At 66.0% G+C, this 22,844-nt stretch carries 24 protein-coding genes; 13 read left to right on the top strand and 11 right to left on the bottom strand.

Features of this window, described 5'->3' with window-relative positions; all coding sequences use genetic code 11:
• Positions 1 to 18 precede the first annotated feature (18 nt).
• Complete coding sequence (locus VQ065_RS30455) at positions 19 to 381, top strand: cupin domain-containing protein (RefSeq protein ID WP_003096551.1); 363 nt, start codon at positions 19 to 21, stop codon at positions 379 to 381.
• Between the two features lie 136 nt (positions 382 to 517).
• On the opposite strand, the gene rpmG is transcribed toward VQ065_RS30455, so the two are convergent.
• Both rpmG and rpmB read right to left on the bottom strand, forming a co-directional pair.
• Complete coding sequence (gene rpmG / locus VQ065_RS30460; RefSeq protein ID WP_003096555.1) at positions 518 to 673, bottom strand: 50S ribosomal protein L33; 156 nt, start codon at positions 671 to 673, stop codon at positions 518 to 520.
• Between the two features lie 11 nt (positions 674 to 684).
• Entirely contained in the window at positions 685 to 921 is a 237-nt protein-coding gene (gene rpmB / locus VQ065_RS30465) for a 50S ribosomal protein L28 (protein WP_003096556.1), read from the bottom strand.
• A gap of 355 nt (positions 922 to 1,276) precedes the next feature.
• Between rpmB and VQ065_RS30470 the strand changes: the two genes are divergently transcribed.
• Positions 1,277 to 2,857 (top strand): ABC transporter substrate-binding protein, encoded by a 1,581-nt coding sequence (locus tag VQ065_RS30470; RefSeq protein ID WP_003096557.1) that lies wholly within the window; start codon positions 1,277 to 1,279, stop codon positions 2,855 to 2,857.
• Between the two features lie 262 nt (positions 2,858 to 3,119).
• Here VQ065_RS30470 and radC read toward each other — a convergent pair whose 3' ends face one another.
• Positions 3,120 to 3,794 (bottom strand): RadC family protein, encoded by a 675-nt coding sequence (gene radC / locus VQ065_RS30475; RefSeq protein ID WP_003096559.1) that lies wholly within the window; start codon positions 3,792 to 3,794, stop codon positions 3,120 to 3,122.
• Positions 3,795 to 3,933: 139 nt separating this feature from the next.
• Here radC and coaBC point away from each other — a divergent pair, with 139 nt between their 5' ends.
• Genes coaBC through argB form a run of 4 tightly spaced genes read left to right on the top strand, consistent with a single transcriptional unit; the run spans position 3,934 to position 9,170 of the window.
• Positions 3,934 to 5,142, top strand: a complete 1,209-nt coding sequence (gene coaBC, locus VQ065_RS30480; protein ID WP_003096565.1) for a bifunctional phosphopantothenoylcysteine decarboxylase/phosphopantothenate--cysteine ligase CoaBC — start codon at positions 3,934 to 3,936, stop codon at positions 5,140 to 5,142.
• Between the two features lie 7 nt (positions 5,143 to 5,149).
• A complete protein-coding gene (gene dut / locus VQ065_RS30485; protein WP_003096567.1) occupies positions 5,150 to 5,605 on the top strand; it encodes a dUTP diphosphatase in 456 nt (151 codons plus the stop codon).
• Positions 5,606 to 5,641: 36 nt separating this feature from the next.
• Positions 5,642 to 8,248, top strand: a complete 2,607-nt coding sequence (locus VQ065_RS30490; RefSeq protein ID WP_003114359.1) for a phosphomannomutase/phosphoglucomutase — start codon at positions 5,642 to 5,644, stop codon at positions 8,246 to 8,248.
• Between the two features lie 16 nt (positions 8,249 to 8,264).
• Positions 8,265 to 9,170: an acetylglutamate kinase gene (gene argB / locus VQ065_RS30495; RefSeq protein WP_003096572.1), complete on the top strand. Its 906-nt coding sequence runs from the start codon at positions 8,265 to 8,267 to the stop codon at positions 9,168 to 9,170.
• Positions 9,171 to 9,214: 44 nt separating this feature from the next.
• Here the strand turns inward: argB and sphR are convergent, their stop codons facing one another.
• The gene (gene sphR / locus VQ065_RS30500) at positions 9,215 to 10,285 is read right to left on the bottom strand and encodes an AraC family transcriptional regulator SphR (protein ID WP_003096573.1); all 1,071 of its coding nucleotides are present in this window, start codon (positions 10,283 to 10,285) and stop codon (positions 9,215 to 9,217) included.
• 225 nt (positions 10,286 to 10,510) lie between these two features.
• Between sphR and VQ065_RS30505 the strand changes: the two genes are divergently transcribed.
• Positions 10,511 to 11,461 carry a SphA family protein gene (locus VQ065_RS30505; RefSeq protein WP_003096575.1) on the top strand — a complete coding sequence of 317 codons (951 nt, stop codon included), beginning with the start codon at positions 10,511 to 10,513 and terminating at the stop codon, positions 11,459 to 11,461.
• Positions 11,462 to 11,531: 70 nt separating this feature from the next.
• Here VQ065_RS30505 and VQ065_RS30510 read toward each other — a convergent pair whose 3' ends face one another.
• From VQ065_RS30510 to VQ065_RS30520, 3 genes are all read right to left on the bottom strand, one after another.
• Positions 11,532 to 12,740, bottom strand: a complete 1,209-nt coding sequence (locus tag VQ065_RS30510; protein WP_003125846.1) for a DSD1 family PLP-dependent enzyme — start codon at positions 12,738 to 12,740, stop codon at positions 11,532 to 11,534.
• An 82-nt stretch (positions 12,741 to 12,822) separates the two neighbouring features.
• Positions 12,823 to 14,151 carry a D-arabinono-1,4-lactone oxidase gene (locus VQ065_RS30515; protein WP_003142007.1) on the bottom strand — a complete coding sequence of 443 codons (1,329 nt, stop codon included), beginning with the start codon at positions 14,149 to 14,151 and terminating at the stop codon, positions 12,823 to 12,825.
• A 77-nt stretch (positions 14,152 to 14,228) separates the two neighbouring features.
• Complete coding sequence (locus tag VQ065_RS30520) at positions 14,229 to 14,618, bottom strand: c-type cytochrome (protein WP_003142009.1); 390 nt, start codon at positions 14,616 to 14,618, stop codon at positions 14,229 to 14,231.
• A gap of 173 nt (positions 14,619 to 14,791) precedes the next feature.
• Here VQ065_RS30520 and VQ065_RS30525 point away from each other — a divergent pair, with 173 nt between their 5' ends.
• Positions 14,792 to 15,256: an acyl-CoA thioesterase gene (locus VQ065_RS30525; RefSeq protein WP_003096582.1), complete on the top strand. Its 465-nt coding sequence runs from the start codon at positions 14,792 to 14,794 to the stop codon at positions 15,254 to 15,256.
• Here VQ065_RS30525 and VQ065_RS30530 read toward each other — a convergent pair.
• Complete coding sequence (locus VQ065_RS30530; RefSeq protein ID WP_003136264.1) at positions 15,236 to 15,853, bottom strand: hypothetical protein; 618 nt, start codon at positions 15,851 to 15,853, stop codon at positions 15,236 to 15,238. The two genes, VQ065_RS30525 and VQ065_RS30530, sit on opposite strands and share 21 nt — an antisense overlap.
• A 20-nt stretch (positions 15,854 to 15,873) precedes the next feature.
• Entirely contained in the window at positions 15,874 to 16,515 is a 642-nt protein-coding gene (gene pyrE / locus VQ065_RS30535; RefSeq protein ID WP_003096586.1) for an orotate phosphoribosyltransferase, read from the bottom strand.
• Between the two features lie 80 nt (positions 16,516 to 16,595).
• On the opposite strand from pyrE, the gene VQ065_RS30540 reads away from it, so the two are divergent.
• Positions 16,596 to 17,375, top strand: a complete 780-nt coding sequence (locus VQ065_RS30540) for an exodeoxyribonuclease III (protein WP_003098313.1) — start codon at positions 16,596 to 16,598, stop codon at positions 17,373 to 17,375.
• A gap of 58 nt (positions 17,376 to 17,433) precedes the next feature.
• Here VQ065_RS30540 and VQ065_RS30545 read toward each other — a convergent pair whose 3' ends face one another.
• Entirely contained in the window at positions 17,434 to 17,805 is a 372-nt protein-coding gene (locus tag VQ065_RS30545) for a DUF4870 domain-containing protein (protein ID WP_003096590.1), read from the bottom strand.
• 46 nt (positions 17,806 to 17,851) lie between these two features.
• Positions 17,852 to 18,571, bottom strand: a complete 720-nt coding sequence (gene rph / locus VQ065_RS30550; RefSeq protein ID WP_003096595.1) for a ribonuclease PH — start codon at positions 18,569 to 18,571, stop codon at positions 17,852 to 17,854.
• A 180-nt stretch (positions 18,572 to 18,751) separates the two neighbouring features.
• Here rph and VQ065_RS30555 point away from each other — a divergent pair, with 180 nt between their 5' ends.
• The 4 genes from VQ065_RS30555 to spoT all read left to right on the top strand — a co-directional run bounded on the left by VQ065_RS30555 (position 18,752) and on the right by spoT (position 22,811).
• Positions 18,752 to 19,615, top strand: coding sequence for a YicC/YloC family endoribonuclease (locus tag VQ065_RS30555; RefSeq protein ID WP_003096599.1), 864 nt, complete (start codon positions 18,752 to 18,754; stop codon positions 19,613 to 19,615).
• A 58-nt stretch (positions 19,616 to 19,673) separates the two neighbouring features.
• Positions 19,674 to 20,285 carry a guanylate kinase gene (gene gmk / locus VQ065_RS30560; RefSeq protein ID WP_003096601.1) on the top strand — a complete coding sequence of 204 codons (612 nt, stop codon included), beginning with the start codon at positions 19,674 to 19,676 and terminating at the stop codon, positions 20,283 to 20,285.
• An 88-nt stretch (positions 20,286 to 20,373) separates the two neighbouring features.
• Positions 20,374 to 20,640 carry a DNA-directed RNA polymerase subunit omega gene (rpoZ, locus tag VQ065_RS30565; protein ID WP_003096602.1) on the top strand — a complete coding sequence of 89 codons (267 nt, stop codon included), beginning with the start codon at positions 20,374 to 20,376 and terminating at the stop codon, positions 20,638 to 20,640.
• A 65-nt stretch (positions 20,641 to 20,705) separates the two neighbouring features.
• Positions 20,706 to 22,811, top strand: a complete 2,106-nt coding sequence (gene spoT, locus VQ065_RS30570) for a bifunctional GTP diphosphokinase/guanosine-3',5'-bis pyrophosphate 3'-pyrophosphohydrolase (protein WP_340080514.1) — start codon at positions 20,706 to 20,708, stop codon at positions 22,809 to 22,811.
• Positions 22,812 to 22,844: the final 33 nt, after the last annotated feature.

The raw sequence follows: 22,844 nt of genomic DNA on the forward strand, positions 1-22,844 counted from the left end.
CAAGAACCGAGAGTCAGCATGAACATCGAACAGATCGTCGACTTCGCCCAGGCCAACAGCGCTCCGGAACACTACAGCCCGGCGCCGGAGAAAATCCTCAAGGGCGACCCGAAACAGAGCGTGCGCAACCACTACGGCAGCCCCTGCGGGCAGTTCAACGCCGGTATCTGGGAAGGCGCCGTGGGCCAGTGGACGGTGAACTACACCGAACACGAGTACTGCGAGATCATCCAGGGCGTCTCGGTGCTGCGCGACCGGCACGGCAACGCCAAGACCGTGCGCGCCGGCGACCGCTTCGTGATCCCCGCCGGCTTCCAGGGCACCTGGGAAGTGCTCGAAGCCTGTCGCAAGGTCTATGTGATCTTCGAAGCCAAGGCCTGAGCCCCGGCTTCATCCCGAATGCTTGTTACCCTTGCCCGCCACCTGGCGGGCTTTTTTGTGCGCCAGCCCGGGAGTTCGTACGCCGGAAATGAAAAAGCCCGCCGGATGGCGGGCTTTTCGCAAGGTGCCGGATCAATTACTTGATCTTGGCTTCCTTGTAGATCACGTGCTGACGAACGACCGGATCGTACTTCTTGATCTCGATCTTCTCAGGCTTGGTACGCTTGTTCTTGTCGGTGGTGTAGAAGTGGCCGGTACCGGCGCTGGACACCAGACGAATCAATTCACGCATGATTCAGCTCCTTAGAATTTTTCGCCGCGGGCACGCAGGTCAGCCAGGACGGCCTCGATGCCACGCTTGTCGATGATACGCATGCCCTTGGCGGAAACGCGCAGACGTACGAAGCGCTTCTCGGACTCGACCCAGAAACGGTGGTGCTGCAGGTTCGGCAGGAAACGGCGGCGGGTTTTGTTGTGTGCGTGGGAAATGTTATTCCCGGTAACCGGACCCTTACCGGTTACTTGACAGACTCTAGACATGCCTCAGCCCTCTATAACCTCATGCCCAACCCGGCATGGGTTGGCTGCTTTAACTCAAGTTCGATACTCAGTTTCACCGGGGTCTTACCCGCTGCATCCCGACGAAGGAGAGCGTGGCCCCAGAAAAGAGCGCAGCTTTATATCAGAAAGGCGCCCCGCGCCGCAAGGGCGAAGGCCCATGGCGCAGCCGCGGCCCGCCTCGCTGCGGGCTTCGCACCGTGGCCGTTCGTCGCCTTGCCTCGTTGTCGCTGCCCGCCGCATGGTCTAGGGTAGCGATTCAAGGTCGCCAACGGCCTTGCATGACTGCGCCCAACCGCTGCGGATGGGCATGTTAACCGTTCGAATGGAGCCCGTCATGCGCCTCGCCGCTTTCTCCCTGTTCCTCGCCCCTCTGCTGCTCGCCCAGCCCGCCGCCGCTGCCACCTTGAGTGTGTGTACCGAGGCCAGCCCCGAGGGCTTCGACGTGGTCCAGTACAACTCGCTGACCACCACCAACGCCTCGGCCGATGTGCTGATGAATCGCCTGGTCGAGTTCGACGCCGGCAAGGGGACGGTGGTGCCCTCGCTGGCCGAGCGCTGGTCGGTGTCCGACGACGGCCTGAGCTATCGCTTCGACCTGCGCCAGGGCGTGCACTTCCACAGCACCGCCTACTTCAAGCCGAGCCGTACGCTCGACGCCGACGACGTGGTGTTCAGCTTCCAGCGCATGCTCGATCCGGCCAATCCCTGGCACAAGGTGGCGCAGAACGGCTTCCCGCACGCCCAGTCGATGCAACTGCCGGAGCTGATCAAGCGGGTGGAGAAAAGCGGCGACCACCAGGTGCTGATCGTTCTCGACCACCCCGACGCGACCTTCCTGCCGATGCTGAGCATGGGCTTCGCCTCCATCTATTCGGCGGAGTACGCCGACCAGTTGATGAAGGCCGGAACCCCGGAAAAGCTCAACACCGCGCCGATCGGCAGCGGGCCGTTCGTGTTCAAGCGCTTCCAGAAGGACGCGGTGGTGCGCTACGCCGCCAACCCCGAGTACTTCGCCGGCAAGCCGGCGGTCGACGCGCTGATCTTCGCCATTACCCCGGACGCCAACGTGCGCCTGCAGAAGTTGCGCCGCGGCGAATGCCAGATCGCCCTGTCGCCGAAGCCGCTGGACGTGGAGAGCGCGCGCAAGGACGCCAGCCTGAAGGTCGAGCAGACGCCGGCCTTCATGACCGCCTTCGTCGCCCTCAATACCCAGCATCCGCCGCTGGACGATCCCAAGGTGCGCCAGGCGATCAACCTGGCCTTCGACCGCACCAGCTACCTGCAGGCGGTATTCGAAGGCAGCGCCAGTGCCGCCACCGGCATCTATCCGCCAAACACCTGGAGCTATGCCAGGGATATTCCCGCCTACCCGCACGACCCCGAACAGGCGCGCAAGCTGCTGGCTGGCAAGCAGCTTCCCGAGCTGAACATCTGGACCCGCCCGTCCGGCAGCCTGCTCAACCCCAACCCGAGCCTCGGCGCCCAACTGCTCCAGGCCGACCTGGCGGAGGCCGGGATCAAGGCCAACATCCGCGTCATCGAATGGGGCGAGTTGATCCGTCGCGCCAAGAACGGCGAACACGACCTGCTGTTCATGGGTTGGGCCGGCGACAACGGCGATCCGGACAACTTCCTCACTCCGCAATTCAGCTGCGCCAGCGTCAAGTCGGGGCTCAACTTCGCGCGCTATTGCGACCCCGGCCTGGACAAGCTGATTGCCGACGGCAAGGCCGCCAGCAGCCAGGAACAACGCACCGGCCTGTACCACCAGGCGCAGAAACTGATCCACGAACAGGCGCTCTGGCTGCCCCTGGCCCACCCGACCGCCTTCGCCCTGACCCGCCAGGAGGTGCAGGGCTACCAGGTCAATCCGTTCGGTCGCCAGGATTTCTCGCGGGTCGCCGTGAAACGCTGAAGGCCACGCCCGGGAGAACCCAGCGATGGATCTCGACCGTCTCTACCTGCCGCATTGGCAGTTCAGCGAGCGCCATCAGCGGCTGATCGACGCGCCGGCGCTACCCTGCTGCACACGGAAACCCGGGTGTTCTGCCCCGATCGCGCCAGCCGCCTGCGCTTCACCCCCTACTGGTTGGCGATCCGCCCGGTCAGCGGACTGATCCGCCGGCGCCTGCTGGCGGGCATCGAGCGGCGCCTGGGCTGAGCCCTTCGTCGAACGCTCACAGCCAACCGTATTCGGCCAGCGACAGCGGCTCGCCGTCGCCGATGATGAAGTGGTCGAGCACCCGCACGTCGATGAGCGCCAGGGCTTCCTTGAGGCGCGCAGTGAGCTGGCGGTCGGCGAGACTCGGACGGGCGTCGCCGGAAGGGTGGTTATGGGTCAGGATCAGCGCCGCCGCGTTGTGCGCCAGGGTGCGCTTGACCACCTGGCGCGGGTAGACGCTGGCGCCATCGATGCTGCCCTGGAACAGCACCTCGAACGCCAGGACCCGGTGCCTCGTGTCGAGGAACAGGCAGGCGAACACCTCGTGCTGCTCGTGGCGCAGGCGCGCCTTGAGATAGTCGCGCACCGCCTGCGGGCTCTCCAGTATCGAATCGCGACGCAGGCGCTCGGCCAGGTGGCGCCGGCCCATCTCCAGCACGGCCTGCAATTGCGCATACTTGGCCACGCCGAGCCCGAGATGGCCGCAGAACGAGGCGAGGTCCGCCTCGAGCAGGGCACGCAGCCCGCCGAACTCGCTCAACAGCCGCCGCGACAGCTCGACCGCACTGCAACCGGTCACTCCCGTGCGCAGGAAGATCGCCAACAGCTCGGCATCGGAAAGGGCCGCCGCGCCCTGCTCCAGAAGCTTCTCCCGAGGCCGTTCGGCTTCGGGCCAATCGCGGATGCTCATTCGCTTTCCCCATCGAGCCCGCCCGCTGTTCCCGTGCGGACGCTGTGCTATCTTAGCCCATCCTTTTTGCGCGGCAGACGACCTGGGGAGGCGCGTTTGCCGAAGCGCATGTCATCCATTTCCTTATTAAGGCAAGCCTATGCAGCGGCTCTATCGGAAACGCATCGTCCTCGGCGTGGGCGGCGGCATTGCCGCCTACAAGAGCGCCGAACTGGTCCGCCGCCTGCGCGACCAGGGCGCTGAAGTCCGAGTGGTGATGACCCAGGGCGGCCGCGAGTTCATCACGCCCCTGACCCTCCAGGCGTTGTCCGGCCATCCGGTGCACACCGATCTGCTGGACCCGGCGGCGGAAGCCGCGATGGGCCACATCGAACTAGCCCGCTGGGCCGATCTGGTGCTGATCGCACCGGCCACCGCCGACCTCATGGCGCGCCTGGTCCAGGGCGTGGCCAACGACCTGCTGACCACCCTGGTGCTGGCCACCGACGCGCAAATCGCCCTGGCACCGGCGATGAACCAGGCCATGTGGCGCGACACCGCCACCCAGGCCAACGCCGAGCTGCTGCGCCAGCGCGGCTTCCACCTGTTCGGTCCGGCAGCGGGCAGCCAGGCCTGCGGCGACGTCGGCCTCGGGCGCATGCTCGAAGCCGAGGAACTGGCGCAGCGCACCGCCGACTGCTTCCAGCGCCAGGCGCTGACCGGCGTGCATGTGCTGATCACCGCCGGCCCGACCCAGGAAAACATCGATCCGGTGCGCTACATCACCAACCACAGTTCCGGAAAGATGGGCTTCGCCCTCGCCGAGGCGGCGGTGGAAGCCGGCGCACGGGTGACCCTGGTCACCGGCCCGGTGCACCTGCCGACGCCCGACCGGGTGCAGCGCGTCGACGTGGTCAGCGCCCGCGACATGCTGGCCGCCTGCGAGGCGGCAATGCCCTGCGACCTGCTGATCGCCTCCGCGGCGGTCGCCGACTACCGCCCGGAAGTGGTCGCCGCGCACAAACTGAAGAAAGACCCTACCAGCGGCGAGGGCTTGCTCTTGCAGCTGGTGCGCAATCCCGACATTCTCGCCACCCTCGCACAGCGCGAGGATCGTCCCTTCAGCGTGGGCTTCGCCGCAGAAACCGAAAACCTGCTGGACTATGCTGCACGCAAGCTGAAGGACAAGAACCTCGACCTGATCGTCGCCAACGACGTGGCCAACCCCTCGATCGGCTTCAACAGCGACGAGAACGCGATCACGGTGATCGACCGCGACCTGCATCCGAGCACCTTCGCCCAGACCAGCAAGGGCAAGATCGCTCGCCAGCTGATCGCCTTCATCGCCGACCGCCTCAACCAGCAATGAGTTACTGATGCACTCTCTCCAAGCCAAGATCCTCGACCCCCGCCTGGGCTCCGACTTCCCGCTCCCGCAGTACGCCACGCCGGGCTCGGCCGGCCTCGACCTGCGCGCCATGCTCAAGGAAGACACCGTCCTCGGCCCGGGCCAGACCCTGCTGATTCCCACCGGCCTGTCCATCTACATCGCCGATCCCGGCCTCGCCGCCCTGGTCCTGCCGCGCTCCGGTCTGGGCCACAAGCACGGCATCGTGCTGGGCAACCTGGTCGGCCTGATCGACTCGGACTACCAGGGCGAGCTGATGGTGTCCTGCTGGAACCGCGGCGAGTCGCCGTTCACCATCGCCGTCGGCGAGCGCATCGCGCAGTTGGTACTGGTGCCGGTGGTGCAGGCGCATTTCGAGCTGGTCGAGCAGTTCGACGAAAGCCAGCGCGGCGCCGGCGGCTTCGGCCATTCCGGCAGCCACTGACCCCGAACACAGGACGAGACGCCGAGGAGACGCGGCATGAAGCTTTTCCAGCGCACCGCCAAGGATGGGAACGAGTTGGGCGACCTGCTCGAACCGGAAAAGAAGCCGCGCAAGGCAGCGTCCGAACGCGCTGACGGCAAGGACCTGCTGCCCGGCATAGGCGCCAGCCTGCTGGGCGTGGCGGCCGCCGGCGCCCTGCTCTGGTTCGGCGTCTTCGGCGGCGCCGGTGAGGCGCAGCAGCGCCAGTTGGACGCGGCCTGGGCCGAAGGCCAGGCCGGCGCCTTGCGCCAGGCCTTGCAGCAACTCGCCGCCGACACCCGCGCCGCCGCGGCCAGCCCCCTCGCCCTCGAAGCCCTGCAAAGCGGCGACGCCACCCGCATCGAGGCCGCCCAGCGCAGCCTGCTGGCCTGGGACGGCGTGGTCGATGCCCACCTGAACGCGCCCGGCCAGGCCGCCCAGGACAACGACAGCCCCGGCCCGGTCAGCTTCGCCGCCCTGGATATCCTGCACCGGGTGGAAAGTGGCCAGAACGTCGCCGCCGAAGCCTACAAGGTCGGCCAGCGCTGGTTGCTGTACAGCGCCGCGCCGGTGCGCGGCGCCGACCAGAGCCTGCAAGGCACGCTGCTGCTGGCGGTCGACCTGCAACGGCTGCTGCGCGCCCTGCCGCCCTTGCCGGGCGATGCCGGCCAGGTACAACTGGTCCAGCAGTTCTCCGGCGCACCGGCCCAGGTGCTGCTGCAACGCGGTACGCCGGCGCCGGGCAAGGGTGCGCAAGCGCTGGACAGCGGCAATCCGAACTGGAAACTGAACTACACGCCCGGCAGCGTCGCTTCGACCCAGGCCTCGCCGCTGCTGCTGGCACTCGCGGCGCTGCTGGCGCTGCTCGGCGGCATCCTCGGCACCTACCTCACCCGTTCGTCGCTGTTGCGCCGCCTGCATCAGGATGTCCTGACCCTCGGTCAGTATCTTCAGGAACTCGGCGGGCAACGCACTGCCAAACCCCCTGTGCCTAGCCTGCCGGGCTTCGCCCCGCTGATCCAGGCATTGGCCCGCCAGCCGCGGCGCAAGCCGGAGCCGACCAGCGTGCCCAGCCCTGCCAAGGCAGCGCCGGTGGCGCCGGTGGCGGTGGCGAAAGCGCCTCCTCGCGAGGAGCCGGCATTGGCAGATCCGTTGTTCCAGAACACCGACATTCTGGATATCGACATTCTCGATGAAGACCAGGACCTCCTGGGATTGGAGCAAACCCCCATCATGAGCACTGCAAAAGCACCGACGCTGCCCGCCAGCATCTTCCGCGCCTACGACATCCGTGGCGTGGTAGGCGATACCCTCACCGCCGAGACCGCCTACTGGATCGGTCGCGCCATCGGCTCGGAAAGCCTCGCCCGCGGCGAACCGTGCGTCGCTGTCGGCCGCGATGGCCGCCTGTCCGGTCCCGAGCTGGTCAAGCAGCTGATCCAGGGCCTGGTGGACTGCGGTTGCCAGGTCAGCGACGTGGGCATGGTGCCTACCCCGGTGCTGTACTACGCGGCCAACGTGCTCGAGGGCAAGTCCGGGGTGATGCTGACCGGCAGCCACAACCCGCCGGACTACAACGGCTTCAAGATCGTGGTCGCCGGCGAGACCCTGGCCAACGAGCAGATCCAGGCCCTGCGCGAGCGCATCGAGAAAAACGACCTGGCATCCGGCGTCGGCAGCGTAGAGCAGGTCGACATCCTGCCGCGCTACTTCAAGCAGATCCGCGACGACATCGCCATGGCCAAGCCGATGAAGGTGGTGGTCGACTGCGGCAACGGCGTGGCCGGGGTGATCGCCCCGCAGTTGATCGAGGCCCTGGGCTGCAGCGTGATCCCGCTGTACTGCGAGGTCGACGGCAACTTCCCGAACCACCATCCGGACCCGGGCAAGCCGGAGAACCTGAAGGACCTGATCGCCAAGGTCAAGGCCGAGAACGCCGACCTGGGCCTGGCCTTCGACGGCGACGGCGATCGCGTCGGCGTGGTCACCAATACCGGTACCATCATCTATCCGGACCGTCTGCTGATGCTGTTCGCCAAGGACGTGGTCTCGCGCAACCCGGGGGCCGACATCATCTTCGACGTCAAGTGCACCCGCCGTCTGATCGCCCTGATCAGCGGCTACGGCGGCCGTCCGGTGATGTGGAAGACCGGCCACTCGCTGATCAAGAAGAAGATGAAGGAAACCGGCGCCCTGCTGGCTGGCGAGATGAGCGGCCACGTGTTCTTCAAGGAGCGCTGGTTCGGCTTCGACGATGGCATCTACAGCGCCGCCCGCCTGCTGGAAATCCTCAGCCAGGATCAGCGTGACAGCGAGCACGTGTTCTCGGCCTTCCCGAGCGACATTTCCACCCCGGAAATCAACATCACCGTCACCGAGGACAGCAAGTTCGCCATCATCGAGGCGCTGCAACGCGACGCCCAATGGGGCGAAGGCAACATCACCACCCTCGACGGCGTGCGGGTCGACTACCCCAAAGGCTGGGGCCTGGTACGCGCCTCCAACACCACTCCCGTGCTGGTCCTGCGCTTCGAAGCGGACACCGAGGAAGAGCTGGAGCGCATCAAGACCGTCTTCCGTAACCAACTGAAGGCAGTGGATTCCTCGCTGCCCGTGCCCTTCTGACATGTCGGAGCTCCCCATGACCCTGAGTCGCGATGACGCCGCCCAGGTTGCCAAGGTCCTTTCCGAGGCCCTGCCCTACATCCGCCGCTTCGTCGGCAAGACGCTGGTGATCAAGTACGGCGGCAACGCCATGGAGAGCGAGGAGCTGAAGGCCGGCTTCGCCCGCGACGTGGTGCTGATGAAAGCGGTCGGCATCAACCCGGTGGTGGTGCATGGCGGCGGCCCGCAGATCGGCGACCTGCTCAAGCGCCTGTCGATCGAGAGCCACTTCATCGACGGCATGCGCGTCACCGATGCGGCGACCATGGACGTGGTGGAGATGGTCCTCGGCGGCCAGGTGAACAAGGACATCGTCAACCTGATCAACCGCCACGGCGGCAGCGCCATCGGCCTGACCGGCAAGGACGCCGAGCTGATCCGTGCGAAGAAGCTCACCGTGACCCGCCAGACCCCGGAGATGACCAAGCCGGAGATCATCGACATCGGCCATGTGGGCGAAGTCACCGGGGTCAACGTCGGGCTGCTGAACATGCTGGTCAAGGGCGACTTCATTCCGGTGATCGCGCCGATCGGCGTGGGCAGCAACGGCGAGTCCTACAACATCAACGCCGACCTGGTGGCCGGCAAGGTGGCGGAAGCGCTGAAGGCCGAGAAACTGATGCTGCTGACCAACATCGCCGGCCTGATGGACAAGCAGGGCCAGGTGCTGACTGGGCTGTCCACCGAACAGGTCAACGAGCTGATCGCCGACGGCACCATCTACGGCGGCATGCTGCCGAAGATCCGCTGCGCCCTGGAAGCGGTACAGGGCGGCGTGACCAGCGCGCACATCATCGATGGCCGGGTGCCGAATGCCGTGCTGCTGGAAATCTTCACCGACAGCGGCGTCGGCACCCTGATCAGCAACCGCAAGCGTCACTGATCGTCCGGCCATGGCGCGCTCCGGCGCGCCATGGCGGTTCTCCCTTAGCGTCGCGCGGCCAGCGCGAAGGCCTGCTCCAGCGGGCTCGCGCCCTCGCTGCGGAAGGTCGCCGGGCTCACTCCCGTCCAACGCTTGAAAGCGCGCCTGAAACTGCGGATGTCACGGTATCCCACTTCCTCGGTGATACGTTCGATGGACATCCCGGGGTTGCCCAGCAGGCTCATCGCCCGCCCTCGTCGCACCTGCTCCAGCAACGCCTCGAAGGTCAGCCCGTGTTCGGCCAGCCGGCGCCGCAGGGTGCGGCTGCTCATGTTCAGTTCGGCGGAAATCCTTTCGATCTGGCTGCCCAGGCTGAGGTCGCGGGCGATGGCCCGTTCCACCGCCTGGACCAGGTCGAGTTTCCGGTGCACCTGGGTGCTTTCCTGCTCCAGCAGGGCCAGCGCCTGGCGCAACGCCGGCAGGTTGTGGTTGGGCAGGCGCATGTCCAGCCAGTGGCTGGCGATCGCCATGCGGTTGTGCAGGCAGCCGAAGCGTACCTGGGGGCCCAGCAGGCGCAGGTACTCGCCCGCGTAGGGCGGAGCGGCATGGATGAGTTCGATGCCCAGCGGTTCGAACGCCGGGCTGACCAGGGCACGCCCATACACCAGCAGGCTGGCGAAGAACTCCTCGATGGCAAACACCTGCACCTCACTGCTGGGCAGGTGGCATTCGACCTCGACGAAGAAGGTTTCGCCCTGCTGGTAGACGCTGGAGGTGACGATCCCGCCCGAGCTGTGCTGGTAGCGCACGCCGATGTCGAACGCGTCGCGCAGGGTCCGGCACAGCGACAGCACATGGCCCAGCAGGCCAAGGGTGCCGAGCACGTTCTGGTGTCCGACCCACAGCCCCAGTCCCCGCTCCGGCAGGGCCTGGAGGGCACGCTGGATCATGCTCACGGCCTGGCGGTAGGAGATGCGCTGGGTAGGGTCCTGCAGGTCTTCGACGGTGAAGCCCAGGCCCCGGCACAGCCGCGCGGGATCGACACCATGGCCTTCGACCACCTCGGCCAGCGTCTGCAGCAGGAAGGTGGATACCTGGGCGAGTTCGTAGCGCGCATCGGCGGCATTGTTGTGCATGGGCGAAATCCTGAGCCGGTCTCGGCTTCGTTCTTGTTCTGGCGGTGGATCGCGACATGGGATGAGCGTCCCATCATATAGCGTTCCGCACAGATGTAACAAAGCATTGCACGGTGTCCGCAAATCCCCCCCTCGCTGACCGTCAATGCCCTGCCTCGGCCTGTCGATAGGGCTTATTCCTATGCCGTACCCCGAGCCACGCCAAACAATAATAAGAGCCCGCCCATGAATCCGACCCACCCCCGCAGGCCCCTGCGCCTGGCCGCCTGCGTCACCCTCGCCTTCAGCTGCTGCACCCATGCCAGCGAAGGCGGCGTGGACAACATAGGTCCAGGAACCGACGGTTTCTTCACCCTGCCACTGGACGTCGACAACCTCCCCGACCACATGTTCGCCTTCAACGTCTACTACAACCACTACGAAGCCAGGAAGCTGAACATCAGCTCCTTCGGCGGCAAGGTGTCCGACGTGAAGATCAGCTCGGATGCGATCATCCCTCGCCTGGACTACCTGAGCCCGCTGCGGATCTTCGGCGGGCGCCTGGGCGGCTACATCGCCCAGCCCTATATCCGCCAACGGGTGGCCGCGTTCGGCCTGAGCGACGAACGGGAAAGCATGGGTGACACCACCTTCGCGCCGATCATCCTCTGGGACATGGGCAAGGACCTGACCCTGGCCGCCGCCGTGGAGGTCACCGTGCCCACCGGCAAGTACGATGCCGAGCGGCTGGCCAACACCAGCAACAACTTCTACACCTACAAGCCGCTGTTCTCCTTCACCTGGCTGCCCACCGAACGCACCGAGCTGTCGCTGAAGGCCACCTACAGCTTCAACATGGAAAACCACGACACCGACTATCGCTCGGGGCAGATCTTCCATTTCGACTATTCCGCCAGCTATCGGGTGACCGACAACCTGCGCCTCGGCCTGAACGGCTACTACCTCAAGCAGACCACCGACGACAAACAGAACGGCGAGACCGTACGGGTGTTCGGTTTCGGCGAGGAAGTCGACGACGGCGTACGCGGCCAGGTCTTCGCCATCGGCCCGGCCGTGCACCTGACCTTCCTCAAGTACGCCAGCGCGGAGATCCGCTGGGCCAAGGAATTCGACGTGGAGAACCGCCCCGAAGGCGACATGCTCTGGGCCAAGCTGACCATTCCGTTCGAACTCTGAGGCATCGGAACGAAGCGGCAGCCCGGTATCCGCGGGCTGCCGCCATCGACTAGGAAAAGCGCCAGGCGTCCTAGGCGTAAACCGGCCAGCGCTCGACGATCCGCCCGCCGCGCAGCGCCAGCAGGTCGCCGAATTGCAGCAGCACCGACTCGCTCTGGGTCGGCCGCAGGAAGACCTGGTCGTCCACCTCCAGGCCCACCGAAGGCGAGCCGTTGACCATTTCCTGGTTCGAGCTGCGCCCGTAGATGCCGTTGCTGCGCAGTCCCTCGGGCGAGGCGAAGTCGGCCATCCAGTTGCCGCCGTAGATGAAGAAGGTGCCGCGCTGGTTGGGGTCCCACCAGGAAAACAGCCGCGACTTGCCGTCCAGCGCCGGGATCTGCACCGCGCCGGTGCTCTTGAGTACCGGCGTGGCGATGTAGACGGCCGGCACATGCTCGGCCAGGGACGCCAGGTCGTAGTGGCTCGGCTTGAGCATGGCGGTGCCCACCGAGACCTCGCTGCTCAGCGTTTCCTTCTCGTGCATGCGATAGCTGGGGCTGCCGGCGGTATTCAAGGTCAGCTGTGGCGTCCACAGCGCGGCGAAGCGCTGGCGGGCGAAGTCGACATGTCCCTGGTAGAGCGCCATGACCTTGGCGAACAGCTCTTCGGGCGAACCGAGGATGCCCGGCACACCCATTCCGACGAAGGGGTCGTAGCCCATGAAGCCGGCGAACTCCAGGTGCTGCGGATGCGCCGCGATCAGCGCCAGCAATTCACCCAGCGCGGCCTGGTCGGCCACCCCGCCGCGATGCAGGCCGACGTCCAGTTCGATGTTGACGCGCATCCGGGTACCCAGCCCCTGGGCCAGCGCCAGGTACTGACGCAAGCGCTGCGGCGTATCGATCAGCCATTGCAGCTGCCGCGCCGGGTCGAACGCACCCTTGTGCTCGCGGTAGAACAGTTCCGCCGAACGCACCGGCAACGGCTTGCCAAGGAGGATGTCGGCATCCGCAAAAGCGACCGCGTCGTGGTTGAGGAACGGTTGGTGGAAGGACATCAGCCGCCGGGTGCCGGCGCGCCTGGCGATGTACGCCAGCAGGCCGGGCGAGGGCAGCGACTTCTCCACCAGCCGCAGATGCTTGCCGCCGCGGCGGACCGAACGCATCACCACATCGATGTTGTGGTCCAGGCGATCGAGGTCGATGAGCAGCACCGGGCACATCGGGCCATTGGCCTTGAGTTCGCGGTTCAGCGCGCGGAAATAGTCGTCGTACGGCCCGCCACGGTCGGCGGGACGCATCCAGGCGGCAGCTCCCGCCAGCAGCGCGCCGGCCCCGAGGCCGGCGAACATGAACTTGCGTCGATTCACGGCGTCGCTCCTTTCAGGTCACGCCCAGGATGGAAGAGAGGTGCGCATTGAGGAACCGCCCGCGGGGATCCAGCGCCTGGCGCACCTCGGCGAACGCCTTCCAGCGCGGATAGAGCCCCTGCAACTGGTGCGCGTTGAGGCCATGCAGCTTGCCCCAGTGCGGACGCCCGGCGTATTTCCAGAAGATCGGTTCCACCGCGGCGAAGAAGTTGTGGTGGTCCATGCTGTAGTGCTGATGCACGGAAATGGAACAACTGTCGCGGCCCTCGAACATGCTCAGGGGAATGTCGTCGGCCTTCACGTAGCGGTACTCGATGGGAAACCAGGTGCGCAGGTCCTTGTCGCGGATCAGCGCGAGGATCTCCCGCAGGCAGGCGGGACCATGCTCGGCGGGGACCGAATACTCCATCTCGTTGAAGCGCACGTTGCGCACGTTGGCGTAGACCGCATAGGAATCGTCGACCCGCTCGTCGAAGCGGGCGAAGTGGCGCAGGCTGTTGAGCAGGGTACGGCGGGTCTCCGGGAAGTCGCTGAGGTACTTGTCGAGACCTTCGATCAGTCCGACGAACTCGTTGCCGCCTTCCTTCGCCGGGTCCAGGGGCGGGGTCTTCGGCTCGTCGGTCTCGTTGAGGGCGATCGACAGGGCGTAGTCGGAGTGGGTCACCACCAGCATCTCCCAGTGCTGGTTCTCGCGCGTGTTCTTCTCCACGTCCTCCAGCAATTCCTCGGTCCGGGCGATCCACTGCCGTTCACGCAGGCGGTAGGCCGCGCGGTTCTGCAGGCGCACCCGGGTCACGACGCCCAGCGCCCCCAGCGAGACCCGCGCGGCATCGAACACCTCCACGTTGCGCTTGGCGTCGCACTCGAGCACCTCGCCGCTCGCGGTGACCAGTTGCAGACCGCGAACCTGGGCGGAATAGGAACCGAAGCCGACCCCGGTGCCATGGGTGGAAGTAGCGATGGCGCCGGCCAGGGTCTGGTAATCGATATCGGCCATGTTCACCAGCGCCTGGCCGATCTCCTTGAGCGGAGCGCCCATCTGCGACATCGGCGTACCGCCGCCGAACTCGGCCTGGAGGGTCGCGCTGTCGTGGCTGAGCAAGCCGCTGAAGTAGGCGAGTGAGAGCAGGGTGCCGTCGGTCGGGACCAACGCGCTGAACGAATGGCCGGAGCCCACCGGGCGGATCCTGCCGGACGCCTGGCGGATGACCCGGACCAGTTCGTCGAGGTCTTTCGGTGCCTCCCGCGCCAGGGGCAGGCAGCTTTGCGCGCCGGACCAGTTGCGCCAGGGAATCAGGCGCGGTGCGCGGAGCAACTCCGCCAGCGCGGGGTTTCCCACCATGGCGGCGAACGCACCGAGCGCTCCCGCCCGTTGCAGGAGCTGGCGTCGCGACAGATGACTTGGCATGCCGGTATCCCCTATCGGTCCTGCGCTGCGGACATGAAATCGATCAAAGCCCGGAACTGCTCTTCCGAGCACTGCATGCACATGCCCATGGGCGGCATGCCCTTGTAGCCGTTGATGCTGTGGTCCAGCAGGGTGTCGATGCCCTGCGCCAGGCGTGGCGCCCAGGCAGCGGCATCGCCGGTCAGCGGCGCGCCGGAGGCGGGATTGGCGTGACAGAGCTTGCAACTGGCGGAATACACCTGCGCCAACGCAGGGTCCGCAGGGACACGCTGGGAATCGGCGGCCCGCGCCGGTGGCTCCGTGGATTCTCCGCAGGCCACCAGCATCAGGCCCAGGGCAAGCAGCAACCCCGGGCGGCAAAGGCGCGAGTTGTCCGGTCCGGGGCGGAGCGTGGACGACATGGTGTTCCTCTCTCGTTGCGCACGGCGTGCGTTCTCGTCGAACAACACTAAGGCCGCGACGCCCCGAGGATGAGGGCAATGCGGGCCAGCGACGGGGGGTTCTGCGGCCAGCCCTTTCGCACCGCGCGATGGCGGTCTAGAGTCGATGTCTGCAGCAGCGTCGAGGAGCCGGCATGAGCAGCGCAGCACAGCGCCAGAACTACACCTTCTTCCATTCCCTGCGGGTTCGCTGGGCGGAGGTCGATCCGCAGGGCATCGTCTTCAACGGCAACTACCTGACCTATCTAGACGTCGCCACCACCGAGTACTACCGCCAGCTCGGCATGTCCTACCCGGCCGACCTGCTGCGCGGCGGAGGCGACCTGTTCGCGGTGAAGAGCACCCTGGAATACCGCGCCCCGGCGCATTTCGACGACTGGCTGGACATCGGCACCCGCGTGGCGCGGCTGGGGCGCAGCAGCCTGGTTTTCGAGCTGGGCATCTGGCGCGACGAGCAGCTGCTCACCGTCGGCGAGCTGGTCTACGTCTATGCGGATGCGAACGAGCGACAGAGCCAGCCCGTACCGGACTGGCTGCGCGAGAAGATCAGGGCGTTCGAGCGACAGTCGCCAGTGGAGTCAGGGACTCACGCCGAGTAGCTGGGAGAGCCGCGCGCGGTCGGCGGCATAGGTTCTTTCCGCCTCTTCGCGGGCCTTCTGGAAGCGCCCGATCTCACCCTGCAGGCGCTTTTCCTCCTGCTTGAGATCGTCCAGCTGGTCCACCAGCGCCTGCGCCACCGGACGTCCGGCACGCTCCTGGTTGGCCGCCTGGCCTTGCAGGTTGGCCTGTTGCAGCTTGAGCGACTGCAGGTTGCCGCGCGCCACGCTGCTCAGCCCGTCCAGTTCCGCCAGGCGCCGTTCGCGAGCGCGGTCGACGTCCTCGAGGCTGGAATACAGGCGCAGCAACTGCGCATCGGAACTGGCCTGGGCCTGGGCCGCCTTGCGCTGCCGCAGCTCCTCGGCGGTCGGCGCCGGCGGTACGGTGCGGATCACCCGGCCCTGGTCGTTGAGGACCTGGTAGCCCTTGCCGATGTACTGCGGCGGCACACCCTGGCGGTCGAGCACCACCACGCCCTTGTCGTTGACGTAGCGGTAAAGCTCCACCGCTCCGCCCGGCGCCGCCTGGGCGCCGAAGGAAAGCCCCTGGAGCACCAGCCCCAGGGCCATCAGGCAACGCATTACATCCTGTCCGACCATGCCAGTCCCTTGTGAAAGGTTCAGATACCGTATTGGGCGCGATAGGCCTCTACCGCCGGCAGATGCTTCTTCAGTTCAGCATCTTCGGCAAGATATTCCAGCACCTGCTCCAGGGAAACGATGCTCACCACCGGCATGCCGAAGTCGCGCTCGACCTCCTGGATCGCCGACAGCTCGCCCTTGCCGCGCTCCTGGCGGTTCAGCGCGATCAGCACGCCCGCGGCCCTGGCGCCCTGGGCGTCGATGATCTGCATCACTTCGCGGATCGCGGTGCCGGCGGTGATCACGTCGTCGATGATCAGCACCCGGCCGCTCAGCGGCGCGCCGACCAGCGTGCCGCCTTCGCCGTGGTCCTTGGCTTCCTTGCGGTTGAAGCACCAGGGCAGGTCGCGCTGGTGCTGCTCGGCGAGGGCCACCGCGGTGGTGGCGGCCAGGGGAATGCCCTTGTAGGCCGGGCCGAACAGGACGTCGAAGTCGATTCCGCTGTCGATCACCGCCTCGGCGTAGAAGCGTCCCAGGCGGGCCAGAGCCAGGCCGCTGTCGAACAGGCCGGCATTGAAGAAATAGGGGCTGGTGCGCCCGGACTTGAGGGTGAACTCACCGAAGCGCAGAACCCCGCGCTCGATGGCGAAACGAATGAAATCGCGCTGATACGCCTGCATGAATGACACCAAGCCGCATGAATTTAGCTAAACCGTTTGAGCTCGGGTATCATACACGCACGTGATTTTGGGGGCCATTTATGCGGATCATCAGTGTGAACGTGAATGGTATTCAGGCTGCGGCCGAGCGCGGTTTGCTCAGTTGGCTGCAAGCACAGAATGCCGACGTGATCTGCTTGCAGGACACCCGAGCCTCCGCCTTCGATCTGGATGACCCGTCCTTCCAACTGGACGGCTACTTCCTTTATGCCTGCGATGCCGAGCTACCCGAACAGGGCGGTGTCGCACTCTACAGCCGTTTGCAGCCCAAAGCTGTGATCAGCGGCTTAGGTTTCGAAACGGCCGATCGTTACGGGCGCTACCTGCAAGCCGACTTCGACAAGGTGAGTATCGCCACCCTGCTGCTGCCTTCCGGGCAGAGCGGAGACGAGAGCTTGAACCAGAAATTCAAGTTCATGGACGACTTCACCCATTACTTGAGCAAGCAGCGTCGCAAGCGCCGCGAATACATCTATTGCGGCTCGCTGTACGTCGCCCATCAGAAGATGGACGTGAAGAACTGGCGCGAATGCCAGCAGATGCCGGGCTTCCTCGCGCCCGAACGGGCCTGGCTGGACGAAGTGTTCGGCAACCTCGGCTATGCCGACGCCCTGCGCGAAGTCAGCCGCGAAGGCGACCAGTTCAGCTGGTGGCCGGACAGCGAACAGGCCGAGATGCTCAACCTCGGCTGGCGCTTCGACTACCAGGTGCTGACCCCCGGCCTGCGCCGCTTCGTGCGCAACGCCAAGCTGCCGCGCCAGCCGCGCTTCTCCCAGCATGCGCCGCTGATCGTCGACTACGACTGGCAATTGAGCATCTGAGCCCTGTCAGATACGAAAAAGCCGGCGCATGCGCCGGCTTTTCTATTCCACGTGCGACCTACTTGATCAGCCGCAGGCAGAACGGATAGCGATAGGCCTTGCCTTCGTTGGCCTTGATGCCGGCGATGATGGTCAACACCAGCGCCGCCAGGCAGACCAGGCCGAGCAGGAAGAAGCCGATCACCACCAGCATCAGCAGGAAGCTGACGAACATCGCCAGCGCCACGGTGATCTGGAAGTTCAGCGCTTCCTTGCCCTGGGCGTCGACGAACGGATCGCTCTCGCGCTTGAGTTGCCAGACGATCAGCGGCCCGAGCAGGCTGCCGAAGGGAAACACCAGGCCGATGAACGCCGCGAAATGGCAGAACATCGCCCATTGCCGGGCTTCCTGGCCGGGGGTCGCGGCGACCTCTTCGGATACATCGTTCATGTAGCGCTCCTTCTCCGGGGCCCGGCAGGCAGTGCCGGGCGTCTGCTCATTCGGCCAGCGCGGCGCGCTGAAGTTCGAACAGCTCCTGCATGCCCTGCTGGGCCAGTTCGAGCATGGCGTTCAGCTCGGCGGGACGGAACGGCGCGCCTTCGGCGGTTCCCTGCACCTCGATGAAGCCGCCGGCATCGGTCATCACTACGTTCAGGTCGGTTTCCGCGGCGGAATCCTCCAGGTAGTCCAGGTCGAGGACCGGCACGCCCTGGTAGATGCCCACGGAAACGGCGGCGACCATCTGCTTCAGCGGATTGCCCTTGAGCGCGCCACGCTTCTTCAGCACCGCCAGGGCGTCGATCAGCGCCACGGTGGCGCCGGTGATCGAGGCGGTGCGGGTGCCGCCGTCGGCCTGGATCACGTCGCAGTCGATGTACAGGGTGTTCTCGCCGAGCTTGCTGAGGTCCAGCGCCGCTCGCAGGGAACGGCCGATCAGGCGCTGGATCTCCAGGGTACGACCGCCCTGCTTGCCGCGGCTGGCCTCGCGCTGGTTACGCTCGCCGGTGGAGCGCGGCAGCATGCCGTACTCGGCGGTCAGCCAACCCTGGCCCTGGCCCTTGAGGAAGCGCGGCACCCCGGACTCGGCGCTGACGGTGCAGATCACCTTGGTATCGCCGAACTCGACCAGCACCGAACCTTCTGCGTGCTTGGTGTAATGGCGGGTGATGCGGATCGGGCGCAGCTGGTCGGCGGCACGGCCACTGGGACGATTCATCGTGGATATCCTGTACTGAGAAAGCGGAATTGGCCGCCATTATAGAGGCCAGCCCGGGCTCTCAACCACCGTCGGCGTGCGGGCCCCGCCGGACGTGGGTTACAATGCCCGGCTCGAATCACGGCAGCCGCGCGCGTCCGGCGCCGAACGCACTCCCCACACGACTATCGAGGTAGACCCATGGTGCACAGCATGACCGCCTTCGCCCGCGTCGAGCAGGCCGGTACCCACGGCACCCTGAGCTGGGAGCTGCGCTCGGTCAACCACCGTTACCTGGAGCCCCACCTGCGCCTGCCCGACGCCTTCCGCGACCTCGAAGGCGCGGTGCGCGAGGCGCTGCGCCAGGGCCTGTCGCGTGGCAAGGTGGAATGCACCCTGCGCTTCGCCGAGGAAACCGCCGGCAAGAGCCTGCAGGTCGACCAGGAGCGCGCCCGCCAACTGGTCGCCGCCGCCGAAGGCGTAGCCGCCCTGATCCGCCAGCCGGCGCCTCTCGATCCGCTCGCCGTGCTGGCCTGGCCCGGCGTACTGGTGGCCGACTCGGCCGATCCGCAGGCGCTCAACGCCGCCGCCCTGGAAGCCTTCGGCCAGGCCCTGGAGCAACTCAAGGCCGGCCGCTCGCGCGAAGGCCAGGAGCTGGCGAAGCTGCTCAACGATCGGCTCGACGCGATGCTGGTGGAAGTCGGCAACCTGCGCGAACTGGTGCCAACCATGCTGGCCAACCAGCGGCAGAAGATCCTCGACCGCTTCGCCGAACTCAAGGCCGAACTCGATCCGCAGCGCCTGGAGCAGGAACTGGTCCTGCTGGCGCAGAAGAGCGATGTCGCCGAGGAACTGGACCGCCTCGCCACCCACGTCGGCGAGGTCCGCCGGGTCCTCAAGGCCGGCGGCGCCGCCGGTCGGCGCCTGGACTTCCTGATGCAGGAACTCAACCGGGAAGCCAACACTCTAGGCTCCAAGGCGTTCGACCCGCGCTCGACCCAGGCGGCGGTCAACCTCAAGGTCCTGATCGAGCAGATGCGCGAGCAGGTCCAGAACATCGAATGACCGGCGGGCGCCTCCGCCCGATCTCTTTCCAACCCGTACGAAGCACCAGGAACACCTCATGTCCGGCACCCTGTACATCGTTTCCGCTCCCTCCGGCGCCGGCAAGACCAGCCTGGTGAAGGCCCTGCTCGACGCCGCCCCCGAGGTCCGCGTGTCCGTCTCCCATACCACCCGCGGCATGCGTCCGGGCGAGGTGGACGGGGTCAACTACCACTTCACCAGCCGCGAGGAATTCCTCGCCATGCTCGAACGCAACGAGTTCCTCGAGCACGCCGAAGTCTTCGGCAACCTCTACGGCACCTCGCAGCGCTGGGTCGAGAAAGCCCTCGCCGAAGGCCTCGACCTGATCCTCGAGATCGACTGGCAGGGCGCCCAGCAGGTGCGCCGGCTGATGCCCGAGGCCCAATCGATCTTCATCCTCCCGCCGAGCCAGGAAGCCCTGCGCCAGCGCCTGACCAACCGCGGCCAGGACAGCGACGAGGTGATCGAGCGGCGCATGCGCGAAGCCGTCAGCGAAATGAGCCACTACGTGGAGTACGATCACCTGGTGATCAACGACGATTTCGCCCACGCCCTGGACGACCTCAAGGCGATCTTCCGCGCCCGCCAGTTGCGCCAGGACGCCCAGCAGCAACGCCACGCCGAACTGCTCGGTCGTCTGCTTGCCTAAATCGGCTCTTCCATAAAGATTGGCGATTTTTTAGACTATTCAGTCCGCCCGGCAAACGTCGGGCTCACTTTTCGTTACGAGGAACACCATGGCCCGCGTCACCGTTGAAGACTGCCTGGACAACGTCGATAACCGTTTCGAGCTGGTCATGCTCGCCACCAAGCGCGCCCGTCAGCTGGCTACCGGCGGCAAGGAGCCGAAAGTGGCCTGGGAAAACGACAAGCCGACCGTCGTCGCCCTGCGCGAGATCGCTTCCGGCCTGGTCGATGAGAACGTCGTCCAGCAGGAAGACATCGTCGAGGACGAACCGCTGTTCGCAGCGTTCGACGACGAGGCCAACACCGAGGCCCTGTAAGCCATGGCCTCGGCTCGACGTCGCCTGCGAGCGCCGCAACCCGCCTACGGGCAGGGGGTGAACCCTTGCCGGGCATAGACGCCTTCGCCGACAGACTGTCGAGCTACCTCGGGCCGGACCAGGTCAACCTGGTCCGCAGCGCCTACTACTACGCCGAGCAGGCCCACGACGGGCAACGCCGCCGCAGCGGCGAACCGTACGTGACCCACCCGCTGGCGGTCTCCAACATCCTCGCCGACATGCACATGGACCATCAGAGCCTGATGGCCGCGATGCTGCACGACGTGATCGAGGACACCGGCATCGCCAAGGAAGCGCTCACCGCGCAGTTCGGCGAGACGGTTTCGGAACTGGTCGACGGGGTCAGCAAGCTGACCCAGATGAACTTCGAGACCAAGGCCGAGGCCCAGGCCGAGAACTTCCAGAAGATGGCCATGGCCATGGCCCGCGATATCCGCGTGATCCTGGTCAAGCTGGCCGACCGCCTGCACAACATGCGCACCCTCGAGGTGCTGTCCGGCGAGAAGCGCCGGCGCATCGCCAAGGAAACCCTGGAAATCTACGCGCCCATCGCCAACCGCCTGGGCATGCACACCATGCGCGTGGAGTTCGAGGACCTCGGTTTCAAGGCCATGCACCCGATGCGCGCCGAGCGCATCCGCCAGGCGGTGAAGAAGGCCCGCGGCAACCGCCGCGAGATCGTCGGCAAGATCCAGGAGTCGCTGGTCAACTGCCTCGCCCGCGAAGGCATGGAAGGCCAGGTGATCGGCCGCGAGAAGCACCTCTACAGCATCTACCAGAAGATGCGCGGCAAGCGTAAGGCGTTCAACGAGATCATGGACGTCTACGCCTTCCGCATCATCGTCGACAAGGTCGATACCTGCTATCGCGTACTGGGCGCCGTGCACAGCCTGTACAAGCCGTTCCCCGGACGCTTCAAGGACTACATCGCGATTCCCAAGGCCAACGGCTACCAGTCGCTGCATACCACCCTGTTCGGCATGCACGGGGTGCCCATCGAGATCCAGATCCGTACCCGCGAGATGGAGGAGATGGCCAACCACGGGATCGCCGCGCACTGGCTGTACAAGTCCAACGACGAGACGCCCAAGGGCACCCATGCCCGCGCCCGGCAATGGGTGAAGGGCGTGCTGGAACTGCAGCAGCGCGCCGGCAACTCGCTGGAATTCATCGAGAACGTGAAGATCGACCTGTTCCCGGACGAGGTCTACGTGTTCACGCCCAAGGGCCGCATCATGGAACTGCCCAAGGGTTCCACCGCGGTCGACTTCGCCTACGCGGTGCACACCGACGTCGGCAACAGTTGCATCGCCTGCCGCATCAACCGCCGCCTGGCGCCGCTCTCCGAGCCGTTGCAGAGCGGCCAGACGGTGGAAATCGTCACCGCCCCGGGCGCCCGGCCGAACCCGGCCTGGCTGAGCTTCGTGGTCACCGGCAAGGCGCGCACCCATATCCGCCATGCGCTCAAGCTGCAACGCCGCTCCGAGTCGATCAACCTCGGCGAGCGCCTGCTGAACAAGACCCTCACCGGCTTCGACAGCCACCTCGAGAAGATTCCCCAGGAACGCATCCAGGCCGTGCTCGCCGAGTACCGCATGGAAGTCTTCGAGGACCTGCTGGAAGAGATCGGCCTGGGCAACCGCATGGCCTACGTGGTTGCCCGCCGCCTGCTGTCCAGCGAGGGCGAGGAAGCGCCGAGCGCCGAGGGTCCGCTGGCGATCCGTGGCACCGAAGGCCTGGTCCTGAGCTACGCCAAGTGCTGCACGCCGATTCCCGGCGACCCGATCGTCGGCCACCTGTCCGCCGGCAAGGGCATGGTGGTGCACCTGGAAAGCTGCAAGAACATCAGCGAAGTACGCCACAACCCGGAAAAATGCATCCAGCTCAGCTGGGCCAAGGATGTCACCGGCGAATTCAATGTCGAACTGCGCGTCGAGCTGGAGCACCAGCGTGGCCTGATCGCCCTGCTCGCCACCAGCGTCAACGCGGCCGACGGCAACATCGAGAAGATCAGCATGGACGAGCGCGACGGTCGCATCAGCGTGGTCCAGCTGGTCGTCAGCGTGCACGATCGCGTCCACCTGGCCCGCGTCATCAAGAAGCTGCGCGCCCTCAAGGGAGTGATCCGGATCACCCGCCTGCGCAGCTGACCCGCTTTTTCCTGTGTCATCCGGCGCCCCCGC

Source organism: Pseudomonas sp. KBN10P06128 (assembly GCF_037574945.1).
Classification (GTDB): Bacteria; Pseudomonadota; Gammaproteobacteria; order Pseudomonadales; family Pseudomonadaceae; genus Pseudomonas; species Pseudomonas aeruginosa.

Bases quoted from the DNA above. Each gene is read 5' to 3' on its own strand.
- VQ065_RS30510 (WP_003125846.1), bottom strand. From the start codon at position 12,740: ATGCGTCCCGCCGACCGTGGCGGGCCGTACGACGACTATTTCCGCGCG.
- VQ065_RS30490 (WP_003114359.1), top strand. From the start codon at position 5,642: ATGAAGCTTTTCCAGCGCACCGCCAAGGATGGGAACGAGTTGGGCGAC.
- VQ065_RS30555 (WP_003096599.1), top strand. From the start codon at position 18,752: ATGGTGCACAGCATGACCGCCTTCGCCCGCGTCGAGCAGGCCGGTACC.
- VQ065_RS30455 (WP_003096551.1), top strand. From the start codon at position 19: ATGAACATCGAACAGATCGTCGACTTCGCCCAGGCCAACAGCGCTCCG.
- rpoZ (WP_003096602.1), top strand. From the start codon at position 20,374: ATGGCCCGCGTCACCGTTGAAGACTGCCTGGACAACGTCGATAACCGT.
- VQ065_RS30515 (WP_003142007.1), bottom strand. From the start codon at position 14,151: ATGGTGGGAAACCCCGCGCTGGCGGAGTTGCTCCGCGCACCGCGCCTG.
- VQ065_RS30530 (WP_003136264.1), bottom strand. From the start codon at position 15,853: ATGGTCGGACAGGATGTAATGCGTTGCCTGATGGCCCTGGGGCTGGTG.
- sphR (WP_003096573.1), bottom strand. From the start codon at position 10,285: ATGCACAACAATGCCGCCGATGCGCGCTACGAACTCGCCCAGGTATCC.
- VQ065_RS30545 (WP_003096590.1), bottom strand. From the start codon at position 17,805: ATGAACGATGTATCCGAAGAGGTCGCCGCGACCCCCGGCCAGGAAGCC.
- pyrE (WP_003096586.1), bottom strand. From the start codon at position 16,515: ATGCAGGCGTATCAGCGCGATTTCATTCGTTTCGCCATCGAGCGCGGG.
- VQ065_RS30520 (WP_003142009.1), bottom strand. From the start codon at position 14,618: ATGTCGTCCACGCTCCGCCCCGGACCGGACAACTCGCGCCTTTGCCGC.
- coaBC (WP_003096565.1), top strand. From the start codon at position 3,934: ATGCAGCGGCTCTATCGGAAACGCATCGTCCTCGGCGTGGGCGGCGGC.
- VQ065_RS30525 (WP_003096582.1), top strand. From the start codon at position 14,792: ATGAGCAGCGCAGCACAGCGCCAGAACTACACCTTCTTCCATTCCCTG.
- VQ065_RS30470 (WP_003096557.1), top strand. From the start codon at position 1,277: ATGCGCCTCGCCGCTTTCTCCCTGTTCCTCGCCCCTCTGCTGCTCGCC.
- rpmB (WP_003096556.1), bottom strand. From the start codon at position 921: ATGTCTAGAGTCTGTCAAGTAACCGGTAAGGGTCCGGTTACCGGGAAT.
- radC (WP_003096559.1), bottom strand. From the start codon at position 3,794: ATGAGCATCCGCGATTGGCCCGAAGCCGAACGGCCTCGGGAGAAGCTT.
- VQ065_RS30540 (WP_003098313.1), top strand. From the start codon at position 16,596: ATGCGGATCATCAGTGTGAACGTGAATGGTATTCAGGCTGCGGCCGAG.
- gmk (WP_003096601.1), top strand. From the start codon at position 19,674: ATGTCCGGCACCCTGTACATCGTTTCCGCTCCCTCCGGCGCCGGCAAG.
- dut (WP_003096567.1), top strand. From the start codon at position 5,150: ATGCACTCTCTCCAAGCCAAGATCCTCGACCCCCGCCTGGGCTCCGAC.
- argB (WP_003096572.1), top strand. From the start codon at position 8,265: ATGACCCTGAGTCGCGATGACGCCGCCCAGGTTGCCAAGGTCCTTTCC.
- rpmG (WP_003096555.1), bottom strand. From the start codon at position 673: ATGCGTGAATTGATTCGTCTGGTGTCCAGCGCCGGTACCGGCCACTTC.
- rph (WP_003096595.1), bottom strand. From the start codon at position 18,571: ATGAATCGTCCCAGTGGCCGTGCCGCCGACCAGCTGCGCCCGATCCGC.
- VQ065_RS30505 (WP_003096575.1), top strand. From the start codon at position 10,511: ATGAATCCGACCCACCCCCGCAGGCCCCTGCGCCTGGCCGCCTGCGTC.